Annotated in this window: 21 protein-coding genes; 14 read left to right on the forward strand and 7 right to left on the reverse strand. The window is 64.9% G+C overall.

All coding sequences use genetic code 11. The features are described 5' to 3' along the window. Positions 1–45: 45 nt before the first annotated feature. The 3 genes from IB273_RS21225 to IB273_RS21235 form a co-directional block, all read right to left on the reverse strand. Positions 46–651, reverse strand: coding sequence for a C40 family peptidase (locus IB273_RS21225; RefSeq protein WP_081517953.1), 606 nt, complete (start codon positions 649–651; stop codon positions 46–48). 343 nt (positions 652–994) lie between these two features. Next, on the reverse strand, positions 995–1,393 hold the full coding sequence (locus tag IB273_RS21230) for an NUDIX hydrolase (RefSeq protein ID WP_081517954.1): 399 nt from the start codon (positions 1,391–1,393) through the stop codon (positions 995–997). Then, positions 1,390–1,935: a dihydrofolate reductase family protein gene (locus IB273_RS21235; RefSeq protein WP_192224952.1), complete on the reverse strand. Its 546-nt coding sequence runs from the start codon at positions 1,933–1,935 to the stop codon at positions 1,390–1,392. The genes IB273_RS21230 and IB273_RS21235 overlap by 4 nt, the downstream gene beginning before the upstream one ends. 171 nt (positions 1,936–2,106) lie before the next feature. Here IB273_RS21235 and IB273_RS21240 point away from each other — a divergent pair, with 171 nt between their 5' ends. Continuing rightward, positions 2,107–3,444: a DEAD/DEAH box helicase gene (locus tag IB273_RS21240; RefSeq protein WP_192225058.1), complete on the forward strand. Its 1,338-nt coding sequence runs from the start codon at positions 2,107–2,109 to the stop codon at positions 3,442–3,444. Between the two features lie 59 nt (positions 3,445–3,503). On the opposite strand, the gene IB273_RS21245 is transcribed toward IB273_RS21240, so the two are convergent. After that, the gene (locus tag IB273_RS21245) at positions 3,504–5,168 is read right to left on the reverse strand and encodes an MFS transporter (RefSeq protein WP_081517957.1); all 1,665 of its coding nucleotides are present in this window, start codon (positions 5,166–5,168) and stop codon (positions 3,504–3,506) included. Between the two features lie 237 nt (positions 5,169–5,405). On the opposite strand from IB273_RS21245, the gene IB273_RS21250 reads away from it, so the two are divergent. Beyond that, on the forward strand, positions 5,406–6,728 hold the full coding sequence (locus IB273_RS21250; protein ID WP_192224953.1) for a phospholipase: 1,323 nt from the start codon (positions 5,406–5,408) through the stop codon (positions 6,726–6,728). A gap of 58 nt (positions 6,729–6,786) precedes the next feature. On the opposite strand, the gene IB273_RS21255 is transcribed toward IB273_RS21250, so the two are convergent. Next, on the reverse strand, positions 6,787–7,050 hold the full coding sequence (locus tag IB273_RS21255) for a DUF2790 domain-containing protein (RefSeq protein WP_081517959.1): 264 nt from the start codon (positions 7,048–7,050) through the stop codon (positions 6,787–6,789). 475 nt (positions 7,051–7,525) lie between these two features. After that, a complete protein-coding gene (locus IB273_RS21260) occupies positions 7,526–9,673 on the reverse strand; it encodes an FUSC family protein (RefSeq protein ID WP_192224954.1) in 2,148 nt (715 codons plus the stop codon). 363 nt (positions 9,674–10,036) lie between these two features. On the opposite strand from IB273_RS21260, the gene IB273_RS21265 reads away from it, so the two are divergent. The 11 genes from IB273_RS21265 (at position 10,037) to argR (ending at position 22,256) form a co-directional block, all read left to right on the forward strand. Further along, positions 10,037–10,984 (forward strand): LysR family transcriptional regulator, encoded by a 948-nt coding sequence (locus tag IB273_RS21265; protein WP_192224955.1) that lies wholly within the window; start codon positions 10,037–10,039, stop codon positions 10,982–10,984. Positions 10,985–11,188: 204 nt separating this feature from the next. Next, a complete protein-coding gene (locus IB273_RS21270) occupies positions 11,189–12,205 on the forward strand; it encodes a TRAP transporter substrate-binding protein (protein WP_151186373.1) in 1,017 nt (338 codons plus the stop codon). A gap of 61 nt (positions 12,206–12,266) precedes the next feature. Further along, a complete protein-coding gene (locus tag IB273_RS21275; protein WP_192224956.1) occupies positions 12,267–12,905 on the forward strand; it encodes a TRAP transporter small permease in 639 nt (212 codons plus the stop codon). Next, positions 12,902–14,182 (forward strand): C4-dicarboxylate TRAP transporter large permease protein DctM, encoded by a 1,281-nt coding sequence (gene dctM / locus IB273_RS21280; protein WP_192224957.1) that lies wholly within the window; start codon positions 12,902–12,904, stop codon positions 14,180–14,182. The genes IB273_RS21275 and dctM overlap by 4 nt, the downstream gene beginning before the upstream one ends. A gap of 162 nt (positions 14,183–14,344) precedes the next feature. Beyond that, positions 14,345–16,300, forward strand: a complete 1,956-nt coding sequence (gene acs / locus IB273_RS21285) for an acetate--CoA ligase (protein ID WP_138215132.1) — start codon at positions 14,345–14,347, stop codon at positions 16,298–16,300. Between the two features lie 708 nt (positions 16,301–17,008). Further along, the gene (locus tag IB273_RS21290) at positions 17,009–17,788 is read left to right on the forward strand and encodes an ABC transporter substrate-binding protein (protein ID WP_192224958.1); all 780 of its coding nucleotides are present in this window, start codon (positions 17,009–17,011) and stop codon (positions 17,786–17,788) included. 140 nt (positions 17,789–17,928) lie between these two features. Continuing rightward, on the forward strand, positions 17,929–18,618 hold the full coding sequence (locus IB273_RS21295) for an ABC transporter permease (RefSeq protein ID WP_081517967.1): 690 nt from the start codon (positions 17,929–17,931) through the stop codon (positions 18,616–18,618). Between the two features lie 16 nt (positions 18,619–18,634). Then, positions 18,635–19,333 (forward strand): ABC transporter permease, encoded by a 699-nt coding sequence (locus IB273_RS21300; RefSeq protein WP_081517968.1) that lies wholly within the window; start codon positions 18,635–18,637, stop codon positions 19,331–19,333. A gap of 10 nt (positions 19,334–19,343) precedes the next feature. Continuing rightward, positions 19,344–20,456 carry a succinylglutamate desuccinylase/aspartoacylase family protein gene (locus IB273_RS21305; RefSeq protein ID WP_192224959.1) on the forward strand — a complete coding sequence of 371 codons (1,113 nt, stop codon included), beginning with the start codon at positions 19,344–19,346 and terminating at the stop codon, positions 20,454–20,456. 17 nt (positions 20,457–20,473) lie between these two features. After that, positions 20,474–21,238: an arginine/ornithine transport ATP-binding protein AotP gene (gene aotP, locus IB273_RS21310; protein ID WP_015476463.1), complete on the forward strand. Its 765-nt coding sequence runs from the start codon at positions 20,474–20,476 to the stop codon at positions 21,236–21,238. Positions 21,239–21,272: 34 nt separating this feature from the next. Next, entirely contained in the window at positions 21,273–22,256 is a 984-nt protein-coding gene (gene argR, locus IB273_RS21315) for a transcriptional regulator ArgR (RefSeq protein ID WP_081517970.1), read from the forward strand. Positions 22,257–22,262: 6 nt separating this feature from the next. On the opposite strand, the gene IB273_RS21320 is transcribed toward argR, so the two are convergent. After that, positions 22,263–22,490, reverse strand: coding sequence for a hypothetical protein (locus tag IB273_RS21320; protein WP_151186377.1), 228 nt, complete (start codon positions 22,488–22,490; stop codon positions 22,263–22,265). A gap of 388 nt (positions 22,491–22,878) precedes the next feature. Here IB273_RS21320 and IB273_RS21325 point away from each other — a divergent pair, with 388 nt between their 5' ends. Then, positions 22,879–24,099: an aspartate aminotransferase family protein gene (locus IB273_RS21325; RefSeq protein WP_081517971.1), complete on the forward strand. Its 1,221-nt coding sequence runs from the start codon at positions 22,879–22,881 to the stop codon at positions 24,097–24,099. Positions 24,100–24,161: the final 62 nt, after the last annotated feature.

The following is a 24,161-nucleotide window of genomic DNA, read 5'->3' on the forward strand; positions in this document are numbered from 1 at the left end:
GAGATGAGGAGCGAGCGCTCTACCGCAAGGGGAGAGCGCTCGGCGTCAGTCGAAGCGACCGCCGACGTCAGCCTTGGCCAGGGTTTCCGGCAGGATGCGGCGGGCAGCGGTGTAGTGCTTCTTCCAGTAGTCGCCACCGAGGTCGGAAACGCGGACCTTCTGGCCGCGACGCGGCGCGTGGACGAACTGGTTGTCGCCGACGTAGATGCCGACATGGTCGACATTGCGGCGGTTGTGGATGCGGAAGAACACCAGGTCGCCGGGCTGCAGATCATCACGCGCCACTTTGGAGTTGCCGCGCATGCTGAACATCTGCTGCGCGGTACGCGGCAGGTCGACTTCGTCGACGTTCTGGAACACGTAGTTCACCAGGCCGCTGCAATCGAAGCCGCGCTTGGGCGACGTGCCGCCCCAGCGGTAAGGCGTACCGATCATGCTGTAGGCACGCTGGGTAACCTGGTGCGCCTCGCTCTTGGTCTGTTTGACCGGCTTGGCGTTGAAGGTCAGCAGGGCGCTGCCCTGGACCGGGACACGGAGATCAACCGGGGCGGGTTGATAGGTGCGCGTGATCTTGTAGGAGGCGGTAGCCTCGGTAGCGGCCAAAAAGGTCGCCAAGCCTATGGAAAGGCATGTCAAAAGGGTACTTCGCATTCGGCATGTCTTCTTGCTGGTTGATATCGCCCAGACTCCGCTGGATCGCCATTGTTGTCGGCGTGGTTTCCTTTGGTCCGCTCAAAAATTCCACGCATTCTGAACGACTTTTCATGACAGTTCGTACCGTCTGTCGATTCTGACTTTTCCCTTGTGACTTGCAGGGCGCTGCGTGACATGTGCTCCGACGCATCAGTCATGGCCTGACCTTATAGCCGGAAGCCCTATAAAACGGGGCTTTCCGCCTGGCGGCAGAAAACTGGCGGGGTACTAGCCAGAAGCCAGTCGCTTAAGGCTTCTTAAGGAAAAACCCGACGAAATGCAGGTATTTGAGCTGAACGAATCAGCCCAGATGGGCAAGCAGAGCGGGAAGCACCTGCTCGCGCAGCAGCGGGGCGAGGTTGTGCGGGTAGTCGCCGGCTGGGTCCAGCCAGGCGAGCTCTTCCAGCTCGGCGGCGGGCTGGACTGGGTGGGGCAGGGCGGCGAGGTAGACCTGCGCGTCCACGCGCATGTCCGGCTCGTTGGCGGCATTGGCCTGGAAGTGGCCGAGCGGCGTCAGTGCGGAGGCCGCCAGGTGCAGGTCGAGCTCTTCGCCCAGTTCGCGCAGCAGCGCCTGGACTGAAGTCTCGCCGGGCTCGTGCTTGCCGCCAGGCAGCATGAAGGCCTGGGTGCCACGCTTGCGTACCAGCAGCAGGCGTCCGGCTTCATCCAGCAGGCAGGCGGCGGCGATATGAATGGTCATGGCGAGGGCGTTTCCTTCAGAACTTGATAGCGCATCTGCACGATGCCGCTGGGGAAGCTGCGCTGCTCCAGCAGCTGCAGGCGTTGCTCGAGGCCGATGCTGAACAGGGGAATGCCAGCGCCGAGCAGGTGCGGAATGATGCTGACGATCACTTCGTCCAGCAAGCCTGCGGCGAGGAAATTGCCCGCCAGGCTGCCGCCGCCCACCAGCCAGATGCGCTCGCAGCCGCGCGCCTCCAGTGAGGCGAGCGCGTCCACTGGTGTGTAGTGCTCCAGTTCCACCTGCGGCGCGGCCTTGGGCAGATGGTTGGAGCGGGTCATGACCAGCGCGGGCTTGTCCGGGTAGGGCCATTGGTCCTGCTTCAGGCAGAAAAGGTAGGTGGCGCGACCCATGAGCAGCCCGTCGATGCCGGCATAGAAGGCGTTGTAGCCGTGGTCGTCGGCTTCGCTGCCGTAGCCTTCGAGCCAGTCCACGCTGCCGTCGGGACGAGCGATGTAGCCGTCGAGGCTGGCCGCCACGTAATAAATGAGAGTCGATGGCACCTGTATTCTCCTTTTTGTCAGGCCCATCAGAGCATGGCATCGCCTTAGGCGGGGCGCCGGTACGTTTGTCGGGTTATTGACGCGGCGGGTCGCGCACAGGGGCCATCGGCAATAATTCCAGCGCGCCGGCTCGGCAAACATTAAGCTATGCAGCTATTTGGTCTTTACGTGATATCGAGGTCTGCCTTGTTCTCCCAATTCGCCCTCCACGAACGCCTGCTCAAGGCGCTCGATTCGTTGTCCTTCACCGAGCCGACCCCGGTCCAGGCCGCGGCCATTCCGAAGGCCCTGGAGGGACGCGACCTGCGGGTGACGGCGCAGACCGGCAGCGGCAAGACCGCCGCCTTCCTGCTGCCGCTGCTGCATCGCCTGCTCGCCGAGGAGAAGCCCAAGAGCGGGGCCCGCGCGCTGATCCTGCTGCCGACCCGCGAGCTGGCCCAGCAGACCCTCAAGGAAGTCGAGCGCTTCGCCCAGTTCACCTACATCAAGGCCTGCCTGATCACCGGCGGCGAGGACTTCAAGGTGCAGGGTGCGCGTCTGCGCAAGAACCCGGAGATCATCATCGGCACCCCGGGTCGCCTGAACGAGCAGTTCAACGCCGGCAACCTGCCGCTGGGCGACGTTGAAGTGCTGATCCTCGACGAAGCCGACCGCATGCTCGACATGGGCTTCTCCGAGGACGTGCTCAAGCTCGCCGCACAGTGCCCGACCGAGCGCCAGACCCTGCTGTTCTCCGCCACCAGCGGCAGCGGCCTGCACGAGATGGTCGAGAAGGTCCTGCGCGAGCCTCAGGTCCTGCAACTCAACCGCGTCAGCGAGCTGAACGAGGACGTCAGCCAGCAGGTGATCCTGACCGACCACGTTGGCCACAAGGAGCAGCTGCTGCAGTGGTTGCTGACCAACGAGACCTACGAGAAGGCCATCGTCTTCACCAACACCCGTGTTGCCGCCGACCGTCTGACCGGCCGCCTGATCGCCGCTGGCCACAAGGTCTTCGTGCTGCACGGCGAGAAGGACCAGAAGGATCGCAAGCTGGCCATCGAGCGCCTGAAGCAGGGTGCGGTGAAGATCCTCGTCGCCACCGACGTGGCCGCACGCGGTCTGGACGTCGACGGCCTGGACCTGGTGATCAACTTCGACATCCCGCGTCGCGGCGATGAGTACGTGCACCGCATCGGCCGTACCGGGCGTGCAGGCGCCGCGGGTGCGGCGATCTCGCTGGTGGGCCATGGCGACTGGAACCTGATGTCGAGCATCGAGCGCTACCTCAAGCTGCGCTTCGAACTGCGTGTCATCAATGAGCTGAAGGCCACCTACAAGGGGCCGAAGAAGGTCAAGGCTTCCGGCAAGGCCGCTGGCACCAAGAAGAAAAAGGACGATGCGAAGAAGGCCGGTGGCAAGGCGGCGGCGAAGAAGAAGCCCGCTGCCAAGCGCAAGGCTGGCCCGTCCAAGGTCGTGAGCCAGGACGGCCTGGCGCCGCTCAAGCGCAAGAAGCCTGCTGCGGAATAAGTCTTTCGCGTCACCCCAAACGCCTCCCCTGACCGGGAGGCGTTTTTGTTTGTGCGCCGCTAGCCCAGCGTCTCCGGCGGCGGCTCATAGCTGCCCGACTCGTAGCTCACCCCGTGGCGGATCACCGGCGGCGCGTCGCCCACGTGCAGGCTGGTGACGTTGTCGATGATGGTCTTGTCCTCCAGGGTCAGGCGATCGAGCATGCGCAGGTGGCCGATCCAGTTGTCCACCAGAAACAGCTCCTGCCAGACCTCAGGGTTGCTGACGTCCCGGTACAGCGCCCAGCGCTCCGCGCCGTTGCGCAGGCGCAGGCGACGCAGGGGTTTGGCGGAGCGGACGAAGTCACGGGTGCGCTCGGCGGGAATCCGATACTCGATGGAGACCAGCACCGAGCCGCGCTCGGGGTTGAACACGAAAGTCGGCTGTCCTGGCACGCCGCCCGGTGCGCGGGCAATGCTGGTCGAATCGAGCTCCGGCAGCCGGGAGTTGTAGAGCAGCGCCACCGAAACCAGCAGCAGGCAGCCGGCGGCGATCAGCGCGCCCTGCACGCCCATGGTTTCGGCGAAATGCCCCCAGAGGAAGGAGCCTGCTGCCAGGCCGCCGTAGATCGCGGTCTGGTACAGCGCCAGGGCGCGGGCCTTGACCCAGTCGGGCACGAGGATCTGCACGGCGGAGTTGTACGTGGCCACTGCCGCGATCCAGCAGGCGCCGCCCAGCACCAGCGCGGGGAAGATCACCCAGAGGTTGTCGACCCAGCCGAGGATGAGCATGACCACGGCGAGCGTAGCGGCGGCGAAGCTGATCAACCGGCTGCTGCCCAGCCACTGCCGCGCCTTGCTCACCATGGTGCTGGCGACGATGGCGCCCAGACCCAGGGCGCCGAGCATGTAGCCGTACACCGAGGCGCTGCCGTCCGGGTTGCGGTGCGCCAGCAGCGGCAACAGCGCCCAGACGGCGCTGGCCGACAGGCCGAAGACCGCCGAACGCAGCATCACCAGGCGGGTGACGCTGGAGTACTGGGTGAAGCGCAGCGCGGCGATCACCCCTTCGAAGATGTGCTCCGGCGGCAGCGTGCGCTTGGGCACGTCGCGGCGCCATTGCCAGATCGCCCAGATCAGCGCGGCGTAGCAGAGGCAGTTGAACAGGAATACCCAGGAAGCCCCGGTGGCCGACAGCAGCAGGCCGCCGATGGCCGGGCCGACGGCGCGGGCGACGTTGTAGTTGACGCTGTTGAGCAGCACCGCATCGCCGAGCATGCGCGGCGGCACCTGTTCGTTCACTGCCGCCTGCCACGCGGGGATGGTGATCGAGCTGCCCAGCGACAGCCAGAGGATCGACACGATCAGCATCAGTGGGTCGAGGTAGCCCATGAACGCCAGAACGGTTACCAGGGCGGCGCCGGAAAGCTCTACCGTGAGGCCGACCAGCATGATCTTGCGCCGGTCGTGGTTGTCGGCCAGCACGCCGGACATGATCGACAACAGCACCAGCGGCAGCGCCGAGGCGACCTGGATCATCGCCACCATCAGCGGGCTGGCATGGGCCTCCGTGACCACCCAGGCGGCGGCAACCGATTGCGCCCAGGTGCCCAGGTTGGCGAACAGGTTGCAGATCCAGATGATGCGGAACGCGGCGATGCTGAAGGGGGCGAGGACGCCGCTGCGGGGTTCGGCTGGATCGGGCTTGAGGGGAAGGTCTTGCTTGGGTGAAACGGACTGCAGCATGGGGACGCCCTTATTTCGAGTGGCCGGCACGCGCGCGCAACCGGTGCCTTTCCATGCCGGGCAAGTGTAGTGGCTGGGACGGTTCGTGCCATTGATGATGGTCAGCGATGGCGTTATCGGTGACTCGCGCTGGCAAGCTTCGACAGTGCCGGAGTGGCTCTGGATTGTTAGGCTGCGTCGGAATTTTCCGCATTGCACTAGCAAATAACTGCACTGGCAAATAAGAGCGAAGAGCCGATGAAGCGACTTTCCATCTGTCTGCCCACCTGCCTGCTGGCGGGCCTGCTGGCCCTGCCGCAAAGCCTCTGGGCCTGGTCCAATCACACCCTGGGCAGCTACATCGCCCTGCAACAACTGCCAGCGCTCGCCCAGGCGCCGGACGTCGAGGTCGAGCCGCTGGAAAGCTTCGTCAGCCAGCAGCGCGCCGGCCTGGTGCAGTTGCTGGACGAGCAGGAGGCCTATGCGCGCGAGCACTTCCGCCAGTACCCGCCGCGCCCGGACGATCTGCGCCTGACCGAGGACGGTCGCGACGACCTGCGCAAGGCCTTCCTCATGGCGCTGCGCTTGAACCCCGAGATCAAGCTGGCCACCGCCGTGCAGCCGCCGCCGGGGGGCGAGCCGCCGAGCGATTTGTTGCAGAAGCATGCGGCCCTGCAGCCGGCGGACGTGCTGGTGTTCCGCAACCTGTCGGGCTGGAACCAGTGGCGCTTCGTGCAGTTGCAGGCGGGAGAGAAGATTCCTGCGCTGGACGTGCTGGCCAGCGCTGCCGATGAGCCGGACTTCGGCCACGACATCAACCTGTTCAGCGACAACCCCGGCGAGGCCGGCCAGCGTTACGGTTTCGGCACCCAGCCGTTCGGCGACCCGCGTTACGAGTTCAGCTCCCAGGCGCCGTTCCACATGGGCTTCTACCACGAGGACGCGGTCATCTACGCCGGTGCACCGTACCTGGAGCGCAACTGGCCGGAGTGGCGTGCCTACCAGTTCTACGGCCTGGCGCGCTTCGCCTTCGACAAGGGCCATCCGTACTGGGGCTACCGTTTCCTCGGCTGGGCGATGCACTACATCCAGGACATGACCCAGCCCTACCACTCGACGCCGCTGCCGGGCGAGACCACCACCAGCATGCTGTGGACGGCGGGCAAGTCCATCGCCGGTTTCGATGCCGACAAGCAGGCGGCGATCCAGCGCGTGGCGGACCGGCATACGGGGGTGGAGCGTTATCAGGTGGACTGGCTGCGCGAGACGCTGCGCCTGGGTGGGCAGTCGCCGTTGTTGGCGGCCTATGCGGATGTCAGCACGGATGGCACTTATCCGCCGTATTCGACCCAGTACCTGCGCGAGGTCGTGGCGAGCGAGTCCCATGCCCATGCGGCGGCGTTCGATGCGGCGATCGGCCATTGGCTGGAAAACGAGAAGGCGCCGGCGGGGGATTTCAGCGCGGGGAACTCACCGGAACCGTTCCGCCACGATGAGGCGTTGGATGAGCAGATTCTGCAATTGATCCGGCACTTCGGCGCGCACAGTCGCAATATCGCGAAGGCGGCCCTGCAGCCGTAAAGAGGGGTTGGCATTCCCGCCGGGGCTGCGTGGGCCGCGGCGGGAGTGCGCAAATCGCTTAGCCGCCGGAGCAGCCGTTGCCCCACACCTGGTATTCGACGGTGTGGCGCTGACCGTTGGAGTCGTCGTAGGTCATGCGTGCCGGCACGATGCCGCATTCGTTGGATACGTCGGTGGTCGAGATGACGTGGGCGACGTCCAGTTTCATGTCGTAGGTGTACTGCTCCACGGCCGCGCTTGGCGCCTGGTCGGCGGCGTTCACCTGCTCGGCGAGGGCGAGCGAAGAGAAGCCCAGCATGGCCAGGATGACTACAGCTTTCATGAATTTACCTGCCTTGTTCCCGGAGTCCGGACGTGACGGGTCCGTGACGTTCAGCTCATGGCTGCATCGGGAAGCGTTGGGGAATGATGATGGGTCTTGGGTGGTGTTGCGGCGCGCGCTGTAACAGCACGGAAATAATAGGATTTGCCTGACCTGAGTCATATATCCAGGCGCCAACAAGACTTCGTACTCAGAGGCAACAATCCAGGCGTGACGCGGGTTTTAGGGGTGGTGTTGCGGCAGGATGTCGCAGGTTTGGCGGATTCGCGGCGGAGTTGCAGGATGCGTGGGAGCGGGATAGCGAGACATGACGCTGTTGTAGGAGCGGGCCATGCCCGCGATCGCGCGCATGGCGCGCTCCTGCAGGGGAGTGCCGCAGCGTGCCGTGTAGTTCGCGAGCAAGCTCGCTCCTATATGTCCCGCATGCAGCTTGGGGTCTTCGTAGGAGCGAGCTTGCTCGCGAACATGGGCGCCCTCAATCGCGCAGCGGCGACTGCGGGTCGAGCAGCGAAGTGCGGATGAAGTGCAGGTAGCTGCACACCCGGCGCAGGGGCGATGAGTCGAAGTGCGGCGGGCGGCGATCATCCGTGGTGCGCGTGGCATGGATGGCGTGTTCCACTGCCGCCAGGGCGCGCTGGCGGTTGCTCTCGCTGGGCTGGATGAACAGCCGGATCAGCGCCCGGCCCAGCGCGCGGATCGCCCGGCGCCAGGGCATGCGCTCGGCGTACCAGGGCTCCTTCGGCAGGGCTTCCTGTTCGCGGCGCAGCTCGATGATCGACAGGCCGATCTCCTGCACCTGGAAGGTCCAGCGCAGCAGCCGGCGCTGCACATCCGGACGGCCTGTGGATAACCCATAGGCCTGGTTCAGCAGGTCGCGGGTACCACTTTCGAAATTCGACGACAGACCCCTCAGCGGATCGCTGATCACCCGCACTACGCGCAGGCGCAGCTCGGCTTCCAGGCGCTCCCACAGCCACGGCCGGTTCGGCGGCAGGATGACGATGGCCGCGACCACGGCCATGCCCATCGACAGCAGCATCGCCAGGTATTCGTTGATGAAGGTGTAGGCGTCGTAACGCGCCACGTTGGCCGGCAGCGAGGCGATGCAGAACCACACCAGCAGGCCCACGCCGTAGCCGCTCCACTTGGGCCGGGTGATCAGGAAGGCGCCCAGGGCGAATACCGGCGAGAGTACGAAGCACAGCAGCGGGAAGCCGTCGATGTGCGGCAGCACGCGGAAGGTCAGGATGAAGCCGAGCGTGGCGCCGAGCAGCGTGCCAAGGGTCAGTTGCAGCGATAGCCGCTTGGGATTCGGCGAGGCGGAGGAGAGCGCGGCGATCAGCACCGAGGTCAGCGCGAAGGTGGCTCCGCTCAGCCAGGAGGTCTCGATCCAGAATACCCCGCCGACTATCACCAGCAGCGCACAACGGAACCCTGCGACGGCGGCGGCGAGGGCGTTGGCCTTGGGTGTGAAGCGCTCCTTCCACTGCTCACGTTCGTGCTTGTGCGCGGCGAGCGAGGCGTGGGTCTGGGCGTAGTTGTGCATATCGTCGGCGAAGCGGTAGAGCAGTTCGGCAGCCGTCTCGAAATCCAGCTGGTCGGCTTCCCGCGGGCAGGTGTGGCCGAGGTTGGCGCGGGCTTCGCGGATGCGGGGCATGAGGTGATGCTTGCAGAGTTCGAGTTGCACGCTCAGGCGCTCGGCATCCGCTTCGCTTAGCGGCCGGCCGTGCCAGCTGGCGAGCAGCTCGCTGACATCGATCAGGCACGGCATCAGCACTTCCAGCACGTTGCTGGCCTGGCGTTCGCGCAGGCGGTCGAGCAACCGCTGCAGTGCATGGAAGCGTGTGGTCAGTTGCATGAACTCGCTGTTCAGCCGCGCCAGGCGGCCGCTGCGCAGACGCATGTGCGGGTCTTCGAAGGCAGTGACGTTGCGCAGGCTTTCCAGACCCACCACTTCGGCGGCGATGCGCGCACTGGCCTGCTCGAAGCGCTCGCGCTCCAGCGTGCCGTTGAGGCCCGCGCTGGCGAGGCCGGCGAAGTCGCCGAAGCGGGTGTTCAGCGCGTTGCGCAGGGCGGCGGTGCTGGTCTGCGGCAGGACCACGGCGCTGACCACGCCGGTGCAGAGAATCCCCAGGGTGATCTCGATCACCCGCCACAGCGCCTGCATGAAGGCGCCCTCGGGGTGCAGGGTGGCGGGGATGCCGATCATCACCGCGGTGTAGCCGGCGAGCAGGCAGGCGTAGGCGCGGAAATCCCGGTAGCGCGCCGCGCCCGCAGTGCACAGGCCGACCCAGATTGCCACGCAGAGCAGGAACAGCACGCGCTCCTGGGCGAACAGGGCAATGAAGGTAACCATCACTGTGAGCCCGGCCAGCGTACCGAGGATGCGGTAGAAACTCTTCGCCAGCACCTGGCCGCTCTGCGGCTGCAGCACGATGAAGGCGCTCACCAGCACGGTGTTGGGCTGCGGCAGCTCAAGGCGGTAGGCCAGCCATAGCGCGGTGAAGGCGGTGATCAGCGCCTTGAGGATAAACATCCAGGTAACGCCGTCGGTGTGCGCCCAGTCGGACAGGGCGAAGCGCACCGCGGCGGCCTTGGGCAGGCGCACGGACAGACTGCTCATCGGGCTTATCTCGGCAGGCGGTGGTCGGGCTTTTCTTGGCAGGCGGCGGACGGGTTTGGACAACCCTGTAGTTCTGAGGCCGAGCGAAGGGGTGGCAGCACGTTGCACGAAAGGCGGAGCACGGGTGCGAATCCTGGGGTGTCGCGGCGGGCCGCGTTGGGGAGGGCGATTCTAGAAGTGCGCCGGGGGGCAGGATAAGCTGACGGTTGGATGAATTATTGTTGCCTGAAAGGACAATAATCCCGTCGCGACAGGTATGCGACAATTCGCCGCCTGTCATGAGTCTGTAACAAGGCGTTGCTCGCCCGAGCGCCGTTGCAGAGGCCGCCCGCCGTGGCGTGGACAGGCTCTTTTGGAGAAATGATGGACCTGCTGCACAACATGCGTGCCTTTGTCTGTGTCGCCGAGACCGGCAGCTTCACCGCCGCTGCCCAGCGCATGGACCTCACCACCGCCTACGTCTCGCGGACGGTGGCCAAGCTCGAAGCACACCTGCGCACCCGCCTGCTGCACCGAACCACCCGCCGCATCGCCCTCACCGAAGCCGGCCAGCGCTACCTGCAGCGCTGCCAGCAGATCCTCGGCTACATCGAGGAGGCCGAAGCCGAAGCGGGCGACGCCCATGCCCGGCCCCACGGCAAGGTGAAGGTGCATGCCATGACCGGTATCGGTCAGCACTACCTGATCCGTGCGATCTCGCAGTACTGCGAGATCTACCCGGAGGTCACCTTCGACCTGACCCTGGCCAACCGCATCACCGACATCCTCGACGAGGGCTACGACATCTCCGTGGTCATCGCCCAGGAGTTACCTGATTCGGGCTTCGTCTCCAAGCGCATCGGCAAGACCTACAGCGTGCTCTGCGCGTCGCCCGACTATGTGGCGCGCCATGGCCTGCCCAAGCAACTCGGCGAGCTGACCGATCACCGTTGCCTGCGCCTGGTGAACTCGGTGATGTCGCTGGACAAGTGGCTGTTCGACGGCCCCGACGGCCAGGAAATGGTCGGCATCAACCAGACGCATTTCCAGGTCAACACCGCTGACGCCATGACCGAGGCGGTACGTGCCGGCATGGGTATCGGCGCGCTGCCGGTGTACTCCGCTGTGCAGGGCCTGAAGGACGGCAGCCTGGTGCGCGTGCTGCCCGACTACAGCCTGTTCCACCTCAACGTCTATGCGCTGTATCCGTCGCGCCAGTACCTCGACGCGAAGATCCGCACCTGGGTGGAGTTCCTCCGTGATTGCGTGCCCGGCATGCTCGAGGAGCACGAACGGATGATGCTCGATCATCGCACCCAAGTGCCCGGCTGACGCGCCATTCCGCTGTCCTGAGCCTTTGAACCTCACCGCGCCCGGCATCTGCCGGGCGCGTTTTTTCGTACCTTGCGTTCCGCTGTGTCGAACGCCGCTTTGGGAAAAGACGAATTCTCCGAACGCGACTATTTGCGTCAGTCTCGTTGCGAGCCTGTCGCCAGGCTCACCTCGCAAGCACAAGAACAAATTGAGGGTGACGCGATGTTTACAACCATGGGGCGGGCGTTGCTCGCCGTCCTGGCGTTGGCCTGCGCTTCTGCCAGTCAGGCTGCCGATGAACCGCCGGCTGCCAATGAGCCGATAGTGATCAAGTTCGCCCACGTGGTCGCGGAGAACACGCCCAAGGGGCAGGGCGCGCTGATGTTCAAGCGCCTGGCCGAGGAGCGCCTGCCCGGCCGGGTGCGCGTGGAGGTCTACCCGAACTCCTCGCTGTACGGCGACGGCAAGGAAATGGAAGCGCTGCTGCTGGGCGACGTGCAGATGCTCGCGCCGTCACTGGCCAAGTTCGAGCAGTACACCCGCAAGGTGCAGATCTTCGACCTGCCGTTCCTCTTCGACGACATCGACGCCGTCGACAACTTCCAGCGCAGCCCGCAGGGCCAGAGCCTGCTGACCAGCATGCAGGGCAAGGGCATCCTCGGCCTCGCCTACTGGCACAACGGGATGAAGCAGCTGTCGGCCAATCGCCTGCTGCTCGAGCCGGGCGATGCGCGCGGACTGAAGTTCCGCGTGCAGGCCTCCGACGTGCTCAACGAGCAGTTCCGCGAGCTGCGTGCGATCTCCCGCAAGATGTCCTTCGCCGAGGTCTACCAGGGCCTGCAGACCGGCGTGGTGAATGGCACCGAGAACACCTGGTCGAACTACGAGAGCCAGAAGGTCAACGAGGTGCAGAAGTACTTCACCGAGTCCAACCACGGCCTGGTGGACTACATGGTGATCACCAATGCGAAGTTCTGGAACGGCCTGCCGCCGGACCTGCGCACCGAGCTGGAAAGGATCATGGCCGAGGTCACCGTGAAGGTGAACCAGGAAGCCGAGCGGCTGAACCGCGACGCCCGCCAGCGCATCCTCGCCAGCGGCACCAGCGAGATCCACCCGCTCACCGCGCAGCAGCGCGCCGACTGGCGCGAGGCGATGCAGCCGGTGTGGCAGAAATTCCGCGACAACGTCGGCGCCGATTTCCTCCAGGCCGCCGAAGCCTCCAACCGTCCCCATTGATCCACCCGGCCCCGCCGGCTGGCAGGGCTGTGTGCGGATGTTCCGTTGTGGAGAACTTTCGATGAACCGACTCGTGCGCGTCTGGAACCACTTCGAGGAAGGCGCCATCGCCTTCCTGCTGGCGGCCATGACGCTGGTGACCTTCGTCTACGTGGTGATGACCAACGTCTTCACCCTGTTCTATGACCTGGGCGACCGCCTGCCATCGTTGCAGGGGCCGCTCTACGCCATCGGCGATGCGATTCTCGGCGTCGCCCAGGACATGTCCTGGAGCAACGCGCTGACCAAGGCGCTGTTCGGCTGGCTGATCTTCTTCGGCATCGCCTATGGCGTGCGCACCGCCGGCCACCTGGGCGTGGACGCGCTGGTGCGGCTGGCGCCGCGCCCGGTACAGCGCTGCATCGGCGTGCTCGCCTGCCTCTGCTGCCTGGGCTACGCCGGGCTGTTCATGGTCGCCAGTTTCGACTGGGTGAAGACCTTGTTCATCGCCGGCATCGGTGCGGAAGACCTCGACCATTTCGGCATCCTCCAGGCCTACATCGCGGTGATCGTGCCCATCGGCTTCGGCCTGGTGGTCCTGCGCTACCTGGAAATCCTCGTCAACCTGTTGCGCGGCCGCCAGCTCGGCCTGGGCCTCGCCGACGAGGCCGCGGAAGCCTCGAAGCTGGCCGGTGAAGAAGCCGCGGAGAGCCGTCCATGACCGTGATGATCCTGTTCCTCCTGCTCTTCGTCTTCATGTTCATCGGCGTGCCCATCGCCATTTCCCTGGGCCTGTCCGGTGCGTTGACGATCCTGCTGTTCAGCCCTGACTCGGTACGTTCGCTGGCGATCAAGCTGTTCGAGACCTCCGAGGCCTACACGCTGCTGGCGATCCCGTTCTTCCTGCTTTCCGGCGCCTTCATGACCACCGGCGGCGTGGCCCGCCGGCTGATCGACTTCGCCAATGCCTGCGTCGGCCACATCCGTGGCGGCCTGGCGATCGCGGCGGTGCTGGCCTGCATGCTGTTCGCCGCGCTGTCGGGTTCCTCGCCGGCGACCGTGGCGGCGGTGGGCTCGATTGCCGTGGCCGGCATGGTGCGTTCGGGCTACCCGCGCGAGTTCGGCGCCGGGATCATCTGCAACGCCGGCACCCTGGGCATCCTGATCCCGCCGTCGATCGTCATGGTGGTGTATTCCGCCGCCACCGAGACCTCGGTGGGCAAGCTGTTCGTCGCCGGCGTGGTGCCGGGCCTGCTGCTGGGCGTGATCCTGATGGTGGTGATCTATATCGTCGCGCGGGTGAAGAAGCTGCCGGCGCAACCGCGCGCCAGCCTGCGCGAATGGCTGTCCGCCGCACGCCGGGCGATCTGGGGCCTGTTGCTGCTGGTGATCATCCTCGGCGGCATCTACTCCGGGCTGTTCACGCCTACCGAGGCGGCGGCGGTGGCGGCCGTCTACTCGGCCTTCGTCGCGCTGTTCGTCTACAAGGACATGCGCCTGCGCGACTGCCCCAAGGTGCTGGTGGACTCCGGGCGGCTGAGCATCATGCTGATGTTCATCATCGCCAACGCCATGCTCTTCGCCCACGTGCTGACCACCGAGCAGATTCCCCAGCAGATCACCGAGTGGGTGATGCAGGAGGGGCTGACGCCGATCGGCTTCCTGCTGATGGTCAACGTGGTGCTGCTGGTGGCCGGCAGCTTCATGGAGCCCTCGGCCATCGTGCTGATCCTGGCGCCGATCTTCTTCCCCATCGCCATGCGCCTGGGGATCGACCCGATCCACCTCGGCATCGTCATGGTGGTGAACATGGAGATCGGTCTGGTGCACCCGCCGGTGGGGCTCAACCTGTTCGTCACCTCGGCGGTCACCGGCCTGCCGCTGGGCTCGACCATCCGCGCGGCACTGCCGTGGCTGATGATCCTGCTGCTGTTCCTGATGCTGGTGACCTACGTGCCTTACATCTCGCTGGCGCTGCCCCACGCCCTTGGCATGTGACAGGTTGTCGCGGCCCCATGAGTCCGTTGCCAAAACAACGGCTTATGGGGCTCATCACTAAGACTAAGGATTGGTAAGACCATGGTCGTATGGTTCGGGAGAGGGTGTCGCCGTTACAACTTAGGGCAACAAAAACAACACTCTTCACCGAGGTAAAACGCCATGACAGCGGCATCCGTGTACCCCGTGCGTCCCGAAGTGGCCGCGACCACTCTGACCGACGAGGCCACCTACAAGAAGCTGTACCAGCAGTCGGTGGTCAACCCCGACGGCTTCTGGCGCGAACAGGCCCAGCGCATTGACTGGATCAAGCCGTTCACCAAGGTCAAGCAGACCTCCTTCGACGATCACCACGTGGACATCAAGTGGTTCGCCGATGGCACCCTGAACCTCTCCTACAACTGCCTCGACCGCCACCTGGCCGAGCGGGGCGACCAGCTCGCCATCATCTGGGAAGGCGACGATCCTTCCGAGCACCGTGAAATCACCTACCGCGAGCTGCACGAGCAGGTCTGCAAGTTCGCCAACGCCCTGCGCGGCCAGGACGTGCACCGTGGCGACGTGGTGACCATCTACATGCCGATGATCCCGGAAGCCGTGGTCGCCATGCTGGCCTGCGCCCGCATCGGTGCGATCCATTCCGTGGTGTTCGGCGGCTTCTCCCCCGAAGCCCTGGCCGGCCGCATCATCGACTGCCGTTCCAAGGTGGTGATCACTGCCGACGAAGGTCTGCGCGGTGGCAAGAAGACCCCGCTCAAGGCCAACGTCGACGACGCCCTGACCAACCCGGAAACCAACAGCGTGCAGAAGATCATCGTCTGCAAGCGCACCGGTTCGGACATCAAGTGGAACCAGCACCGCGACGTGTGGTTCGAGGACCTGATGAAGGTCGCCGGCTCCACCTGCGCACCGAAGGAAATGGGCGCCGAGGACCCGCTGTTCATCCTCTACACCTCCGGCTCCACCGGCAAGCCCAAGGGCGTGCTGCACACCACCGGCGGCTACCTGGTCTACGCCTCGCTGACCCATGAGCGGGTGTTCGACTACCGCCCGGGTGAAGTCTTCTGGTGCACCGCCGACATCGGCTGGGTCACCGGTCACACCTACGTCGTCTATGGCCCGCTGGCCAACGGCGCGACCACCGTGCTGTTCGAGGGCGTGCCGAACTACCCGGACATCTCCCGCGTCGCGAAGATCGTCGACAAGCACAAGGTCAACATCCTCTACACCGCCCCGACCGCCATCCGCGCCATGATGGCCGAGGGCAAGGCCGCGGTCGAAGGCGCCGACGGCTCCAGCCTGCGCCTGCTGGGTTCGGTGGGCGAGCCGATCAACCCGGAAGCCTGGCAGTGGTACTACGAGACCGTTGGCCAGTCGCGCTGCCCTATCGTCGACACCTGGTGGCAGACCGAAACCGGCGCCTGCCTGATGACCCCGCTGCCGGGCGCCCACGGCCTTAAGCCGGGCTCCGCTGCCAAGCCGTTCTTCGGCGTGGTGCCGGCGCTGGTGGACAACCTGGGCAACATCCTGGAAGGGGCCACCGAGGGCAACCTGGTGATCCTGGACTCCTGGCCGGGCCAGGCGCGCACCCTGTACGGCGACCACGACCGCTACGTGGACACCTACTTCAAGACCTTCAAGGGCATGTACTTCACCGGCGACGGCGCCCGTCGCGACGAAGACGGCTACTACTGGATCACCGGCCGCGTGGATGACGTGCTCAACGTCTCCGGTCACCGCATGGGCACCGCCGAGATCGAGAGCGCCCTGGTTGCCCACCCGAAAGTGGCCGAGGCCGCGGTGGTTGGCGTACCGCACGACATCAAGGGGCAGGGCATCTATGTCTACGTCACCCTGAATGCCGGCGAGGAAAGCAACGAGCAACTGCGCCAGGAACTGCGTGCCTGGGTGCGCAAGGAAATCGGCCCGATCGCCACCCCGGATGTGATCCAGTGGGCGCCCGGCCTGCCGAAGACCCGCTCGGGCAAGATCATGCGCCGCATCCTGCGCAAGATCGCCACGGCCGAGTACGACACCCTGGGTGACATCTCCACCCTGGCTGATCCGGGTGTGGTGCAGCACTTGATCGACACGCACCAGGCCATGCGCGCGGCCTGATCCGCCGCCCGATGAAAAACGCCCCGCTTGCCGGGGCGTTTTTCATTTCTTCGTCTTTACCGGATGCAAGCCCTGGCGGAGCTCGAACGTAGGATGGCGTGGAGCGCAGCGATACCCATCAATTCCGGCATGGATCGGGCAGACCGTAGGGTGCATACCGCGTCAGCGTTATCCGCCGTCGTGGCATCGGCGGATAACCCGTTCCGGGTTATGCGCCCTACGCACAGGTTGCCTTCAGTGCCGATTTAGACTTGAGCGGCTGCTCCTGCAGTGTGTTTCCCTCCCACCGGTAACATTTCCCTGCGACAAAATGAGGCGCCAGGAAACATTTCGCACAGCTTCGGTGCGTCTTTTCTGTCCGTGCGGAATGAGTCAATATCGCGCACCCCGCGCAGGGACTGAGGCCTGGTATTTATGGCCCAATTACTGCAGGTAAATTGGGTTTTACTACTCGCTTTCAGATCACGTAAAATCCGCGCCGTCAAGCCGCCGGGGCTCTGTCTCCAGCGCTTCTATAATTACTTGTCGCATTGAAGAAATAACCGCTCCGGGGCTGTCGCTAGAATGCCGCTCACCCCGGTAGGCGCGCTTTTCACAAGAATCGCGCCAGCAATGCGCAGACGAACAATAACCTTCACTTCTGCACGGGCAGCCTGGGCCAACCCCTTTCTCCTGCCAATCGAAGCCCTACCCTCGAAGGAGTTACTGATGAAGAAGTTTGCACTTCTCGGTGCGCTGGCCCTGTCCGCGCTTTCCCTGGTTGCCCACGCTGACGACAAGCCGGTCCGCATCGGCATCGAAGCCGGCTATCCGCCTTTCTCCTTCAAGACTCCCGACGGCAAGCTCGCCGGTTTCGACGTGGATATCGGCAACGCCCTGTGCGAAGAGATGAAGGTCAAATGTACCTGGGTCGAGCAGGAGTTCGACGGCCTGATCCCGGCACTGAAGGTTCGCAAGATCGACGCCATCCTCTCGTCCATGACCATCACCGACGAGCGCAAGAAGTCCGTGGACTTCACCAACAAGTACTACCACACCCCCGCGCGCTTCGTGATGAAGGAAGGCGTGACCCTGAACGATCCGCTGGCGGACCTGAAGGGCAAGAAGGTCGGTGTGCTGCGCGCCTCCACCCATGACCGCTACGCCACCGACGTCCTGGCCCCGGCTGGCATCGAAGTCGTGCGTTACAACTCGCAGAACGAAGCCAACATGGACCTGGTCTCCGGCCGCATCGACGCGACCATGGCCGACTCGGTCAACCTCGACGACGGCTTCCTGAAAACCGACGCCGGCAAGGGCTACGCCTTCGTAGGTCCGGAATACAACGATCCGAAGTACTTCGGTGGTGGTGCCGGCATCGCCGTGCGCAAGGGCGATACCGCCCTGACCGAGAAATTCAACGCGGCCATCGCCGGCATCCGTGCCAACGGCAAGTACAAGGAAGTACAGGACAAGTACTTCAAGTTCGACGTCTACGGCGAGAACTGATCCACGTCCAGAAGTGGCACAGACCCAGGCCTGATCCTGAAGTTTGTGCCACTTTTTTATTGGGGGTGAGCCTGCAGTCGCGCTCGCCCTGAGCGTCCGTGTCGTTGCGGGCGGCGTCCGGTTTCACGAGGTACGAAATTATGCTCAATGGCTACGGAGCCACCATCGTCGATGGTGCCTGGCTGACGCTTCAGCTGTCCCTGCTGTCGATGGCCCTGGCGATCGCGCTGGGTCTGCTCGGCGCGGCCATCCGCCTGTCGCCGGTGAAGTGGCTGGCCTGGTGCGGCGACCTCTATTCCACCGTGATCCGCGGCGTACCGGACCTCGTGCTGATCCTGCTGATCTTCTACGGCGGCCAGGCTGCGGTGAACTGGATCGCGCCCATGGTCGGCTATGACGACTACATCGACCTCAACCCCTTCGCCTCCGGCGTCGGCACTCTGGGCTTCATCTTCGGTGCTTACCTGTCAGAGACCTTCCGTGGCGCCTTCATGGCCATCCCGAAAGGGCAGGGCGAGGCCGGCTTCGCCTACGGCATGAGCCCGCTTCAGGTGTTCTTCCGCATCCAGGTGCCGCAGATGATCCGCCTGGCCATTCCCGGCTTCACCAACAACTGGCTGGTGCTGGTCAAGGCCACCGCGCTGATCTCCGTGGTCGGCCTGCAGGACATGATGTTCAAGGCCAAGCAGGCCTCGGACGCCACCCGCGAACCCTTCACCTATTTCCTCGCCGTGGCGGCGCTGTACCTGGTGGTCACCAGTGTTTCCCTGGTGCTGCTGCGCATGCTCGAACGCCGCTATTCGGTCGGCGTGAAAGTCGCCGAGCTTTGAGACCGGGAGCCTGATCATGATTTTCGACTTCTCCGTCATCTGGGACAGCCTGCCGCTCTACTTCAGCGGTCTGCTGGTGACCCTCAAGCTGCTGGCGATCTCGCTGTTCTTCGGCCTGCTGGCGGCAGTGCCGCTGGCGCTGATGCGCTGCTCGAAGAACCCGGCGGTGAACCTCCCGGCCTGGCTCTACACCTATGTGATCCGCGGCACCCCGATGCTGGTGCAGCTGTTCCTCATCTATTACGGCCTGGCACAGTTCGAGGCGGTACGCGAGAGCGCGATGTGGCCGCTGCTGTCCAACGCCACCTTCTGCGCCTGCGCAGCCTTTGCCATCAACACCAGCGCCTACACCGCCGAGATCCTCGCCGGCAGCATCCGCGCCACCCCGCACGGCGAGATCGAAGCCGCCAAGGCCATGGGCATGTCGCGGCTCAAGCTGTACCGCCGCATCCTGCTGCCCTCGGCCCTGCGCCGCGCGCTGCCGCAGTACAGCAACGAAGTGATCATGATGCTGCAGACCACGAGCCTTGCGTCCATCGTGACCCTGGTGGACATCACCGGCGCCGCGCGCACCGTGTACTCGCAGTACTACCTGCCGTTCGAGGCGTTCATCACCGCCGGCATCTTCTACCTGATCATGACCTTCACCCTGGTGCGCCTGTTCAAGCTGGCCGAGCGCCGCTGGCTGGCCTATCTCGCGCCGCGCAAGCACTGAGGAATACACCGTGGAACGTATCGATCATCTGCTGCCGTGGAGCAGCCTGGGTAGCGAGCGCCGCCTGAGCGTTTTCCGCTACGGCACGGGCCCGCGCAAGGTCTACATCCAGTCCAGTCTGCACGCCGACGAGCTGCCGGGCATGCGCACCGCCTGGGAGCTCAAGCAGCGCTTGGCCGACCTCGAGTCGCGCGGGCAACTGAACTGCGTCGTCGAGCTGGTGCCGGTGGCCAACCCCATCGGCCTGGGCCAGACCCTGCAGGCCAGCCATCTGGGCCGTTTCGAGTTTGGCAGCGGGAAGAACTTCAACCGCGATTTCGTCGAGCTGAGCGCTCTGGTTGCCGAGCGTGTCGGCGACCAACTGGGCGCCGATGAAGCTGCCAACGTCGAGCTGATCCGCCAGGCCATGCGAGATGGCCTCGACGCGCTGCCGCCGGCCTCGTCCGAGCTGCAGGGCATGCAGCGCATCCTGCTGCGCCACGCCTGCGACGCCGAAGTGGTGCTCGACCTGCACTGCGACTTCGACGCCGCCATCCACGTCTACGCGATCCCGCAGCACTGGCCGCGCTGGAAGTCCCTGGCAGCGCGTCTGAAAGCCGGCGTCGCTCTGCTTGCCGAAGATTCCGGCGGCAGTTCCTTCGACGAATCCTGTTCGCTGCCCTGGCTGCGCCTGGCGCAGGCCTTCCCGCAGGCGGCAATTCCGCTCGCGTGCCTGGCGACCACCGTCGAACTGGGCGGCGTGGGCGATACCCGCGTCGACCAGGGGCAGGCCAATGCCGAGGCCATCCTCGGCTTCCTAGCCGAGCAGGGTCTGATCGCCGGCGACTGGCCGGCGGCACCGGCCGAATGCTGCGAGGGCATGCCCTTCGAAGGCACCGAATACCTCTACGCACCCCACGTTGGCGTGGTGAGTTTCCTGCGCAAGGCGGGGGAGTGGGTGGAGATGGGCGACGCACTGTTCGAGGTGGTCGACCCACTGAACGACCAGGTCAGCATTGTTCGCGCCGGGACTTCCGGCGTGCTGTTCGCCATCGAGCGTGGGCGCTACGCCCAGCCGGGGCTTTGGCTGGCCAAGGTGGCCGGGCGTGAGCCGTTCCGCAAGGGCCGGCTGATCAACGACTGAATTCGAGAACCGACACCATGTACAAACTGGAAATCCAGGACCTGCACAAGCGCTACGGCACCCACGAGGTGCTCAAGGGCGTCTCCCTGGCGGCGAAAGCGGGCGACGTGATCAGCATCATCGGCTCCTCCGGCTCGGGCAAGAGCACCTTCCTGCGGTGCATCAACCTGCTCGAACAGCCCCATGCGGGCAAGATCCTGCTCAACGGCGAAGAGCTCAAGCTCGTGCCGAACAAGGACGGCGCGCTCAAGGCTGCCGACGCCAAGCAGCTGCAGCGCATGCGCTCGCGCCTGTCGATGGTGTTCCAGCACTTCAACCTGTGGTCGCACATGAGCGCCCTGGAAAACGTCATCGAAGCGCCGGTCCATGTGCTGGGCGTATCGAAGAAAGAGGCACTGGAAAAGGCCGAGCACTACCTGGCGAAAGTCGGCGTGGCGCACCGCAAGGATGCCTACCCGGCCCACATGTCCGGCGGTGAGCAGCAGCGCGTGGCCATCGCCCGTGCCCTGGCGGTCGAGCCGGAAGTCATGCTGTTCGACGAACCGACCTCGGCGCTCGACCCCGAGCTGGTCGGCGAAGTCCTGCGCGTGATGCAGGACCTGGCCCAGGAAGGCCGCACCATGGTGGTGGTGACCCACGAGATGGGCTTCGCCCGCGAGGTTTCCAACCAGTTGGTGTTCCTGCACAAGGGCCTGGTGGAAGAGGCGGGCTGCCCGAAGGAAGTCCTGGCCAATCCGCAATCCGAACGCCTCAAGCAGTTCCTTTCCGGCAGCTTGAAGTAAGCTGTCCGTTACAGTCGCCTGGTGACCTGATCGCATGACCGCACAACGCATCGGATTCCTCCTCTGGCCGCACACGCGGGCGCTGACCCTCGGTCTGGCCGAGGAGGCCCTGCGGGTCGCCCGCCGACTGCATCCCGAAGCGCTCTACGAGCCGGTGTTCATGAGCGCCGAGCCGGTGGCCGAGGCCGATGGCTGGCGCTTGCCGGGGCAGGCCTGGAACGGTGTGCTGGAGCAGTGCCAGCGGATATTCCTGGTCGCCGACGAGATTCCGCAGACGGTCCCCGCGCCACTGGCTGCCGTACTCAAGCAGCTGTCGCGCAGCGGTGTGAGCATCGGAGCATTGTCCGCCGGTATTTACCCGCTGGCGCAGCTGGGTCTGCTCGACGGTTACCGCGCCGCTGTGCACTGGCGCTGGCACGACGATTTCACCGAGCGTTACCCCAAGGTCATCGCCACCAACCACCTGTTCGAGTGGGACCGTGATCGACTCAGTGCCTGCGGCGGCATGGCGGTGCTCGATCTGCTGCTGGCCGTGCTGTCCCGCGACCATGGTGCGGAGCTGGCGGGCGCAGTCTCCGAAGAGCTGGTGGTGGAGCGCATCCGCGAAGGTTCCGAACGCCAGCGCATCCCGCTGAAGAACCGCCTGGGCTCCAGTCACCCGAAGCTCACCCAGGCGGTGCTGCTGATGGAGGCGAACATCGAGGAGCCGCTGACCACCGACGAGATCGCCCAGCACGTGTGCGTCTCGCGCCGCCAGTTGGAGCGCATCTTCAAGCAGTACCTGACCCGCGTGCCCAGCCAGTACTACCTGGAGCTGCGCCTGAACCGCGCGCGGCAGATGCTCATGCAGACCAGCAAGTCGATCATCCAGATCGGCCTGTCCTGCGGCTTCTCCAGCGGCCCGCACTTCTCCAGCGCCTACCGCAACTTCTTTGGCGTGACCCCGCGCGAAGATCGCAACCAGCGCCGCGGCCAGGGCGCCGCCGAAGCCGCGCCGGTCGCCACCGAGCGCGGCTGATGCAACCTACGGCATGAAATCGCCCAACTCCTTCCTGGCCGTAGGTATGAGTGCTTCGAGGATTTCCAGCGGAACATCTTGCTGAAACAGATTCACGACGTAGCGCTGATTCCTGTCGTCCCGGAAAATCTCCAGTATCGGCACGTTATCGGCCCAGCACTCTAGCCCCAGTCCATCTCGTGGATTGACGTCCGAAGCGAATTGAATTCGGTATTCGATTCCGTTGATCAGCATGTATCCATCCTTCGGTGGCTGGCACGGGGAGCGTAGGGCGAATAACCTGGAACAGGTTATCCGCCCTACAAGGTTTACCTGATACTTTCTTGTTGCGCAGTTGGCGAGCAAGGGCCAGGCGCCCCCTTGCTCCTGCATAAAAGCCCCTTCCTGCCTTATTCCTTTTTCCCCCGTTCGCGCAGCGAACAAATTCCACGCCTCCTTGTACCCGCAGCAGGCCGCAGGCCTTACACTGCGCCTTCCCGACGCTTTCTGTCGCATTTCCGTAAGCCTCGGCAATTCGCGGGTTGGCGCTATAACAAGTTGTCGCATGGCGGCAATGACGGCCCGCTGTTCGTCCCTACAATCCATTCATCGATAGCCGCCTCAACCAGGCAGGAGAACACCGATGTCCGCTCCGCAAGCTCAGGTCCAACGCTCCGACTTCGACCAGGTCATGGTTCCCAACTATTCGCCGGCTGCCTTCATTCCGGTGCGTGGCGAGGGTTCCCGAGTCTGGGATCAGAGCGGCCGAGAGCTGGTGGACTTCGCTGGCGGCATCGCGGTCAGCTCCCTGGGCCACACCCATCCGGCGCTGATGCAGGCGCTGACCGAGCAGGCCGGCAAGATCTGGCACGTCTCCAACGTCTTCACCAACGAGCCGGCCCTGCGCCTGGCCAAGAAGCTGATCGACGCCACCTTCGCCGAGCGCGTGTTCTTCGCCAACTCCGGCGCCGAGGCCAACGAAGCCGCGCTGAAGCTGGCGCGCCGCTACGCCCACGACGTCTACGGCCCCGAGAAGTACGAGATCATCTCGATGGTCAACAGCTTCCACGGCCGTACCCTGTTCACCGTCAATGTCGGTGGCCAGGCCAAGTACTCCGATGGTTTCGGCCCGAAGGTCGAAGGCATCACCCACATCCCGTTCAACGACCTGGAAGCCCTGAAGGCGGCCATCTCCGACAAGACCTGCGCCGTGATCATCGAACCGGTGCAGGGCGAGAGCGGCGTGCTGCCGGCCGACCAGGCCTACCTGGAAGGCGTGCGCAAGCTGTGCGACGAGAACAACGCGCTGCTGATCTTCGATGAAGTGCAGAGCGGCTTCGGTCGTATCGGCTACCTCTACGCCCACCAGTACTACGGCGTGAATCCGGACATCCTCTCCAGCGCCAAGGGCCTGGGTGGCGGCTTCCCGATCGGCGCCATGCTGACCACCGCGAAGATCGCCGAGCACCTGGTCGTCGGCACCCACGGCACCACCTACGGCGGCAACCCGCTGGCGTGCGCGGTCGCCGGCGCGGCCTTCGACGTGATCAATACCCCGGAAGTGCTCGAAGGCGTGAAGGCCAAGCATGAGCGCTTCAAGGTCCGCCTGGAAAAGATCGCCGCCGAGTACGGCATCTTCACCCAGGTCCGCGGCATGGGCATGCTGATCGGCGCGGTGCTCAACGATGCCTTCAAGGGCAAGGCCAAGGACGTGCTCAACGCTGCCGAGAAGGAAGGCGTGATGGTCCTGCAGGCCGGCCCGGACGTGGTGCGCTTCGCCCCCAGCCTGGTGATCCCGGACGCGGACATCGACGAAGGCCTGGATCGCCTCGAGCGCGCCATCGCCAAGCTGACCCGCGGCTGATCCCCCGGCTACGCTGAACCGGCGGGGCCCGCGCCTCGCCGCTCAACCGGTCGGATCGTCCC

The sequence above is a fragment of the Pseudomonas sp. PDM19 genome (assembly GCF_014852215.1).
Classification (GTDB): Bacteria; Pseudomonadota; Gammaproteobacteria; order Pseudomonadales; family Pseudomonadaceae; genus Pseudomonas.

Bases quoted from the DNA above. Each gene is read 5' to 3' on its own strand.
- dctM (WP_192224957.1), top strand. From the start codon at position 12,902: ATGACCGTGATGATCCTGTTCCTCCTGCTCTTCGTCTTCATGTTCATC.
- aotP (WP_015476463.1), top strand. From the start codon at position 20,474: ATGTACAAACTGGAAATCCAGGACCTGCACAAGCGCTACGGCACCCAC.
- IB273_RS21325 (WP_081517971.1), top strand. From the start codon at position 22,879: ATGTCCGCTCCGCAAGCTCAGGTCCAACGCTCCGACTTCGACCAGGTC.
- IB273_RS21225 (WP_081517953.1), bottom strand. From the start codon at position 651: ATGCGAAGTACCCTTTTGACATGCCTTTCCATAGGCTTGGCGACCTTT.
- IB273_RS21245 (WP_081517957.1), bottom strand. From the start codon at position 5,168: ATGCTGCAGTCCGTTTCACCCAAGCAAGACCTTCCCCTCAAGCCCGAT.
- acs (WP_138215132.1), top strand. From the start codon at position 14,345: ATGACAGCGGCATCCGTGTACCCCGTGCGTCCCGAAGTGGCCGCGACC.
- IB273_RS21250 (WP_192224953.1), top strand. From the start codon at position 5,406: ATGAAGCGACTTTCCATCTGTCTGCCCACCTGCCTGCTGGCGGGCCTG.
- IB273_RS21275 (WP_192224956.1), top strand. From the start codon at position 12,267: ATGAACCGACTCGTGCGCGTCTGGAACCACTTCGAGGAAGGCGCCATC.
- IB273_RS21295 (WP_081517967.1), top strand. From the start codon at position 17,929: ATGCTCAATGGCTACGGAGCCACCATCGTCGATGGTGCCTGGCTGACG.
- IB273_RS21255 (WP_081517959.1), bottom strand. From the start codon at position 7,050: ATGAAAGCTGTAGTCATCCTGGCCATGCTGGGCTTCTCTTCGCTCGCC.
- argR (WP_081517970.1), top strand. From the start codon at position 21,273: ATGACCGCACAACGCATCGGATTCCTCCTCTGGCCGCACACGCGGGCG.
- IB273_RS21290 (WP_192224958.1), top strand. From the start codon at position 17,009: ATGAAGAAGTTTGCACTTCTCGGTGCGCTGGCCCTGTCCGCGCTTTCC.
- IB273_RS21265 (WP_192224955.1), top strand. From the start codon at position 10,037: ATGGACCTGCTGCACAACATGCGTGCCTTTGTCTGTGTCGCCGAGACC.
- IB273_RS21260 (WP_192224954.1), bottom strand. From the start codon at position 9,673: ATGAGCAGTCTGTCCGTGCGCCTGCCCAAGGCCGCCGCGGTGCGCTTC.
- IB273_RS21320 (WP_151186377.1), bottom strand. From the start codon at position 22,490: ATGCTGATCAACGGAATCGAATACCGAATTCAATTCGCTTCGGACGTC.
- IB273_RS21300 (WP_081517968.1), top strand. From the start codon at position 18,635: ATGATTTTCGACTTCTCCGTCATCTGGGACAGCCTGCCGCTCTACTTC.
- IB273_RS21270 (WP_151186373.1), top strand. From the start codon at position 11,189: ATGTTTACAACCATGGGGCGGGCGTTGCTCGCCGTCCTGGCGTTGGCC.
- IB273_RS21230 (WP_081517954.1), bottom strand. From the start codon at position 1,393: ATGACCATTCATATCGCCGCCGCCTGCCTGCTGGATGAAGCCGGACGC.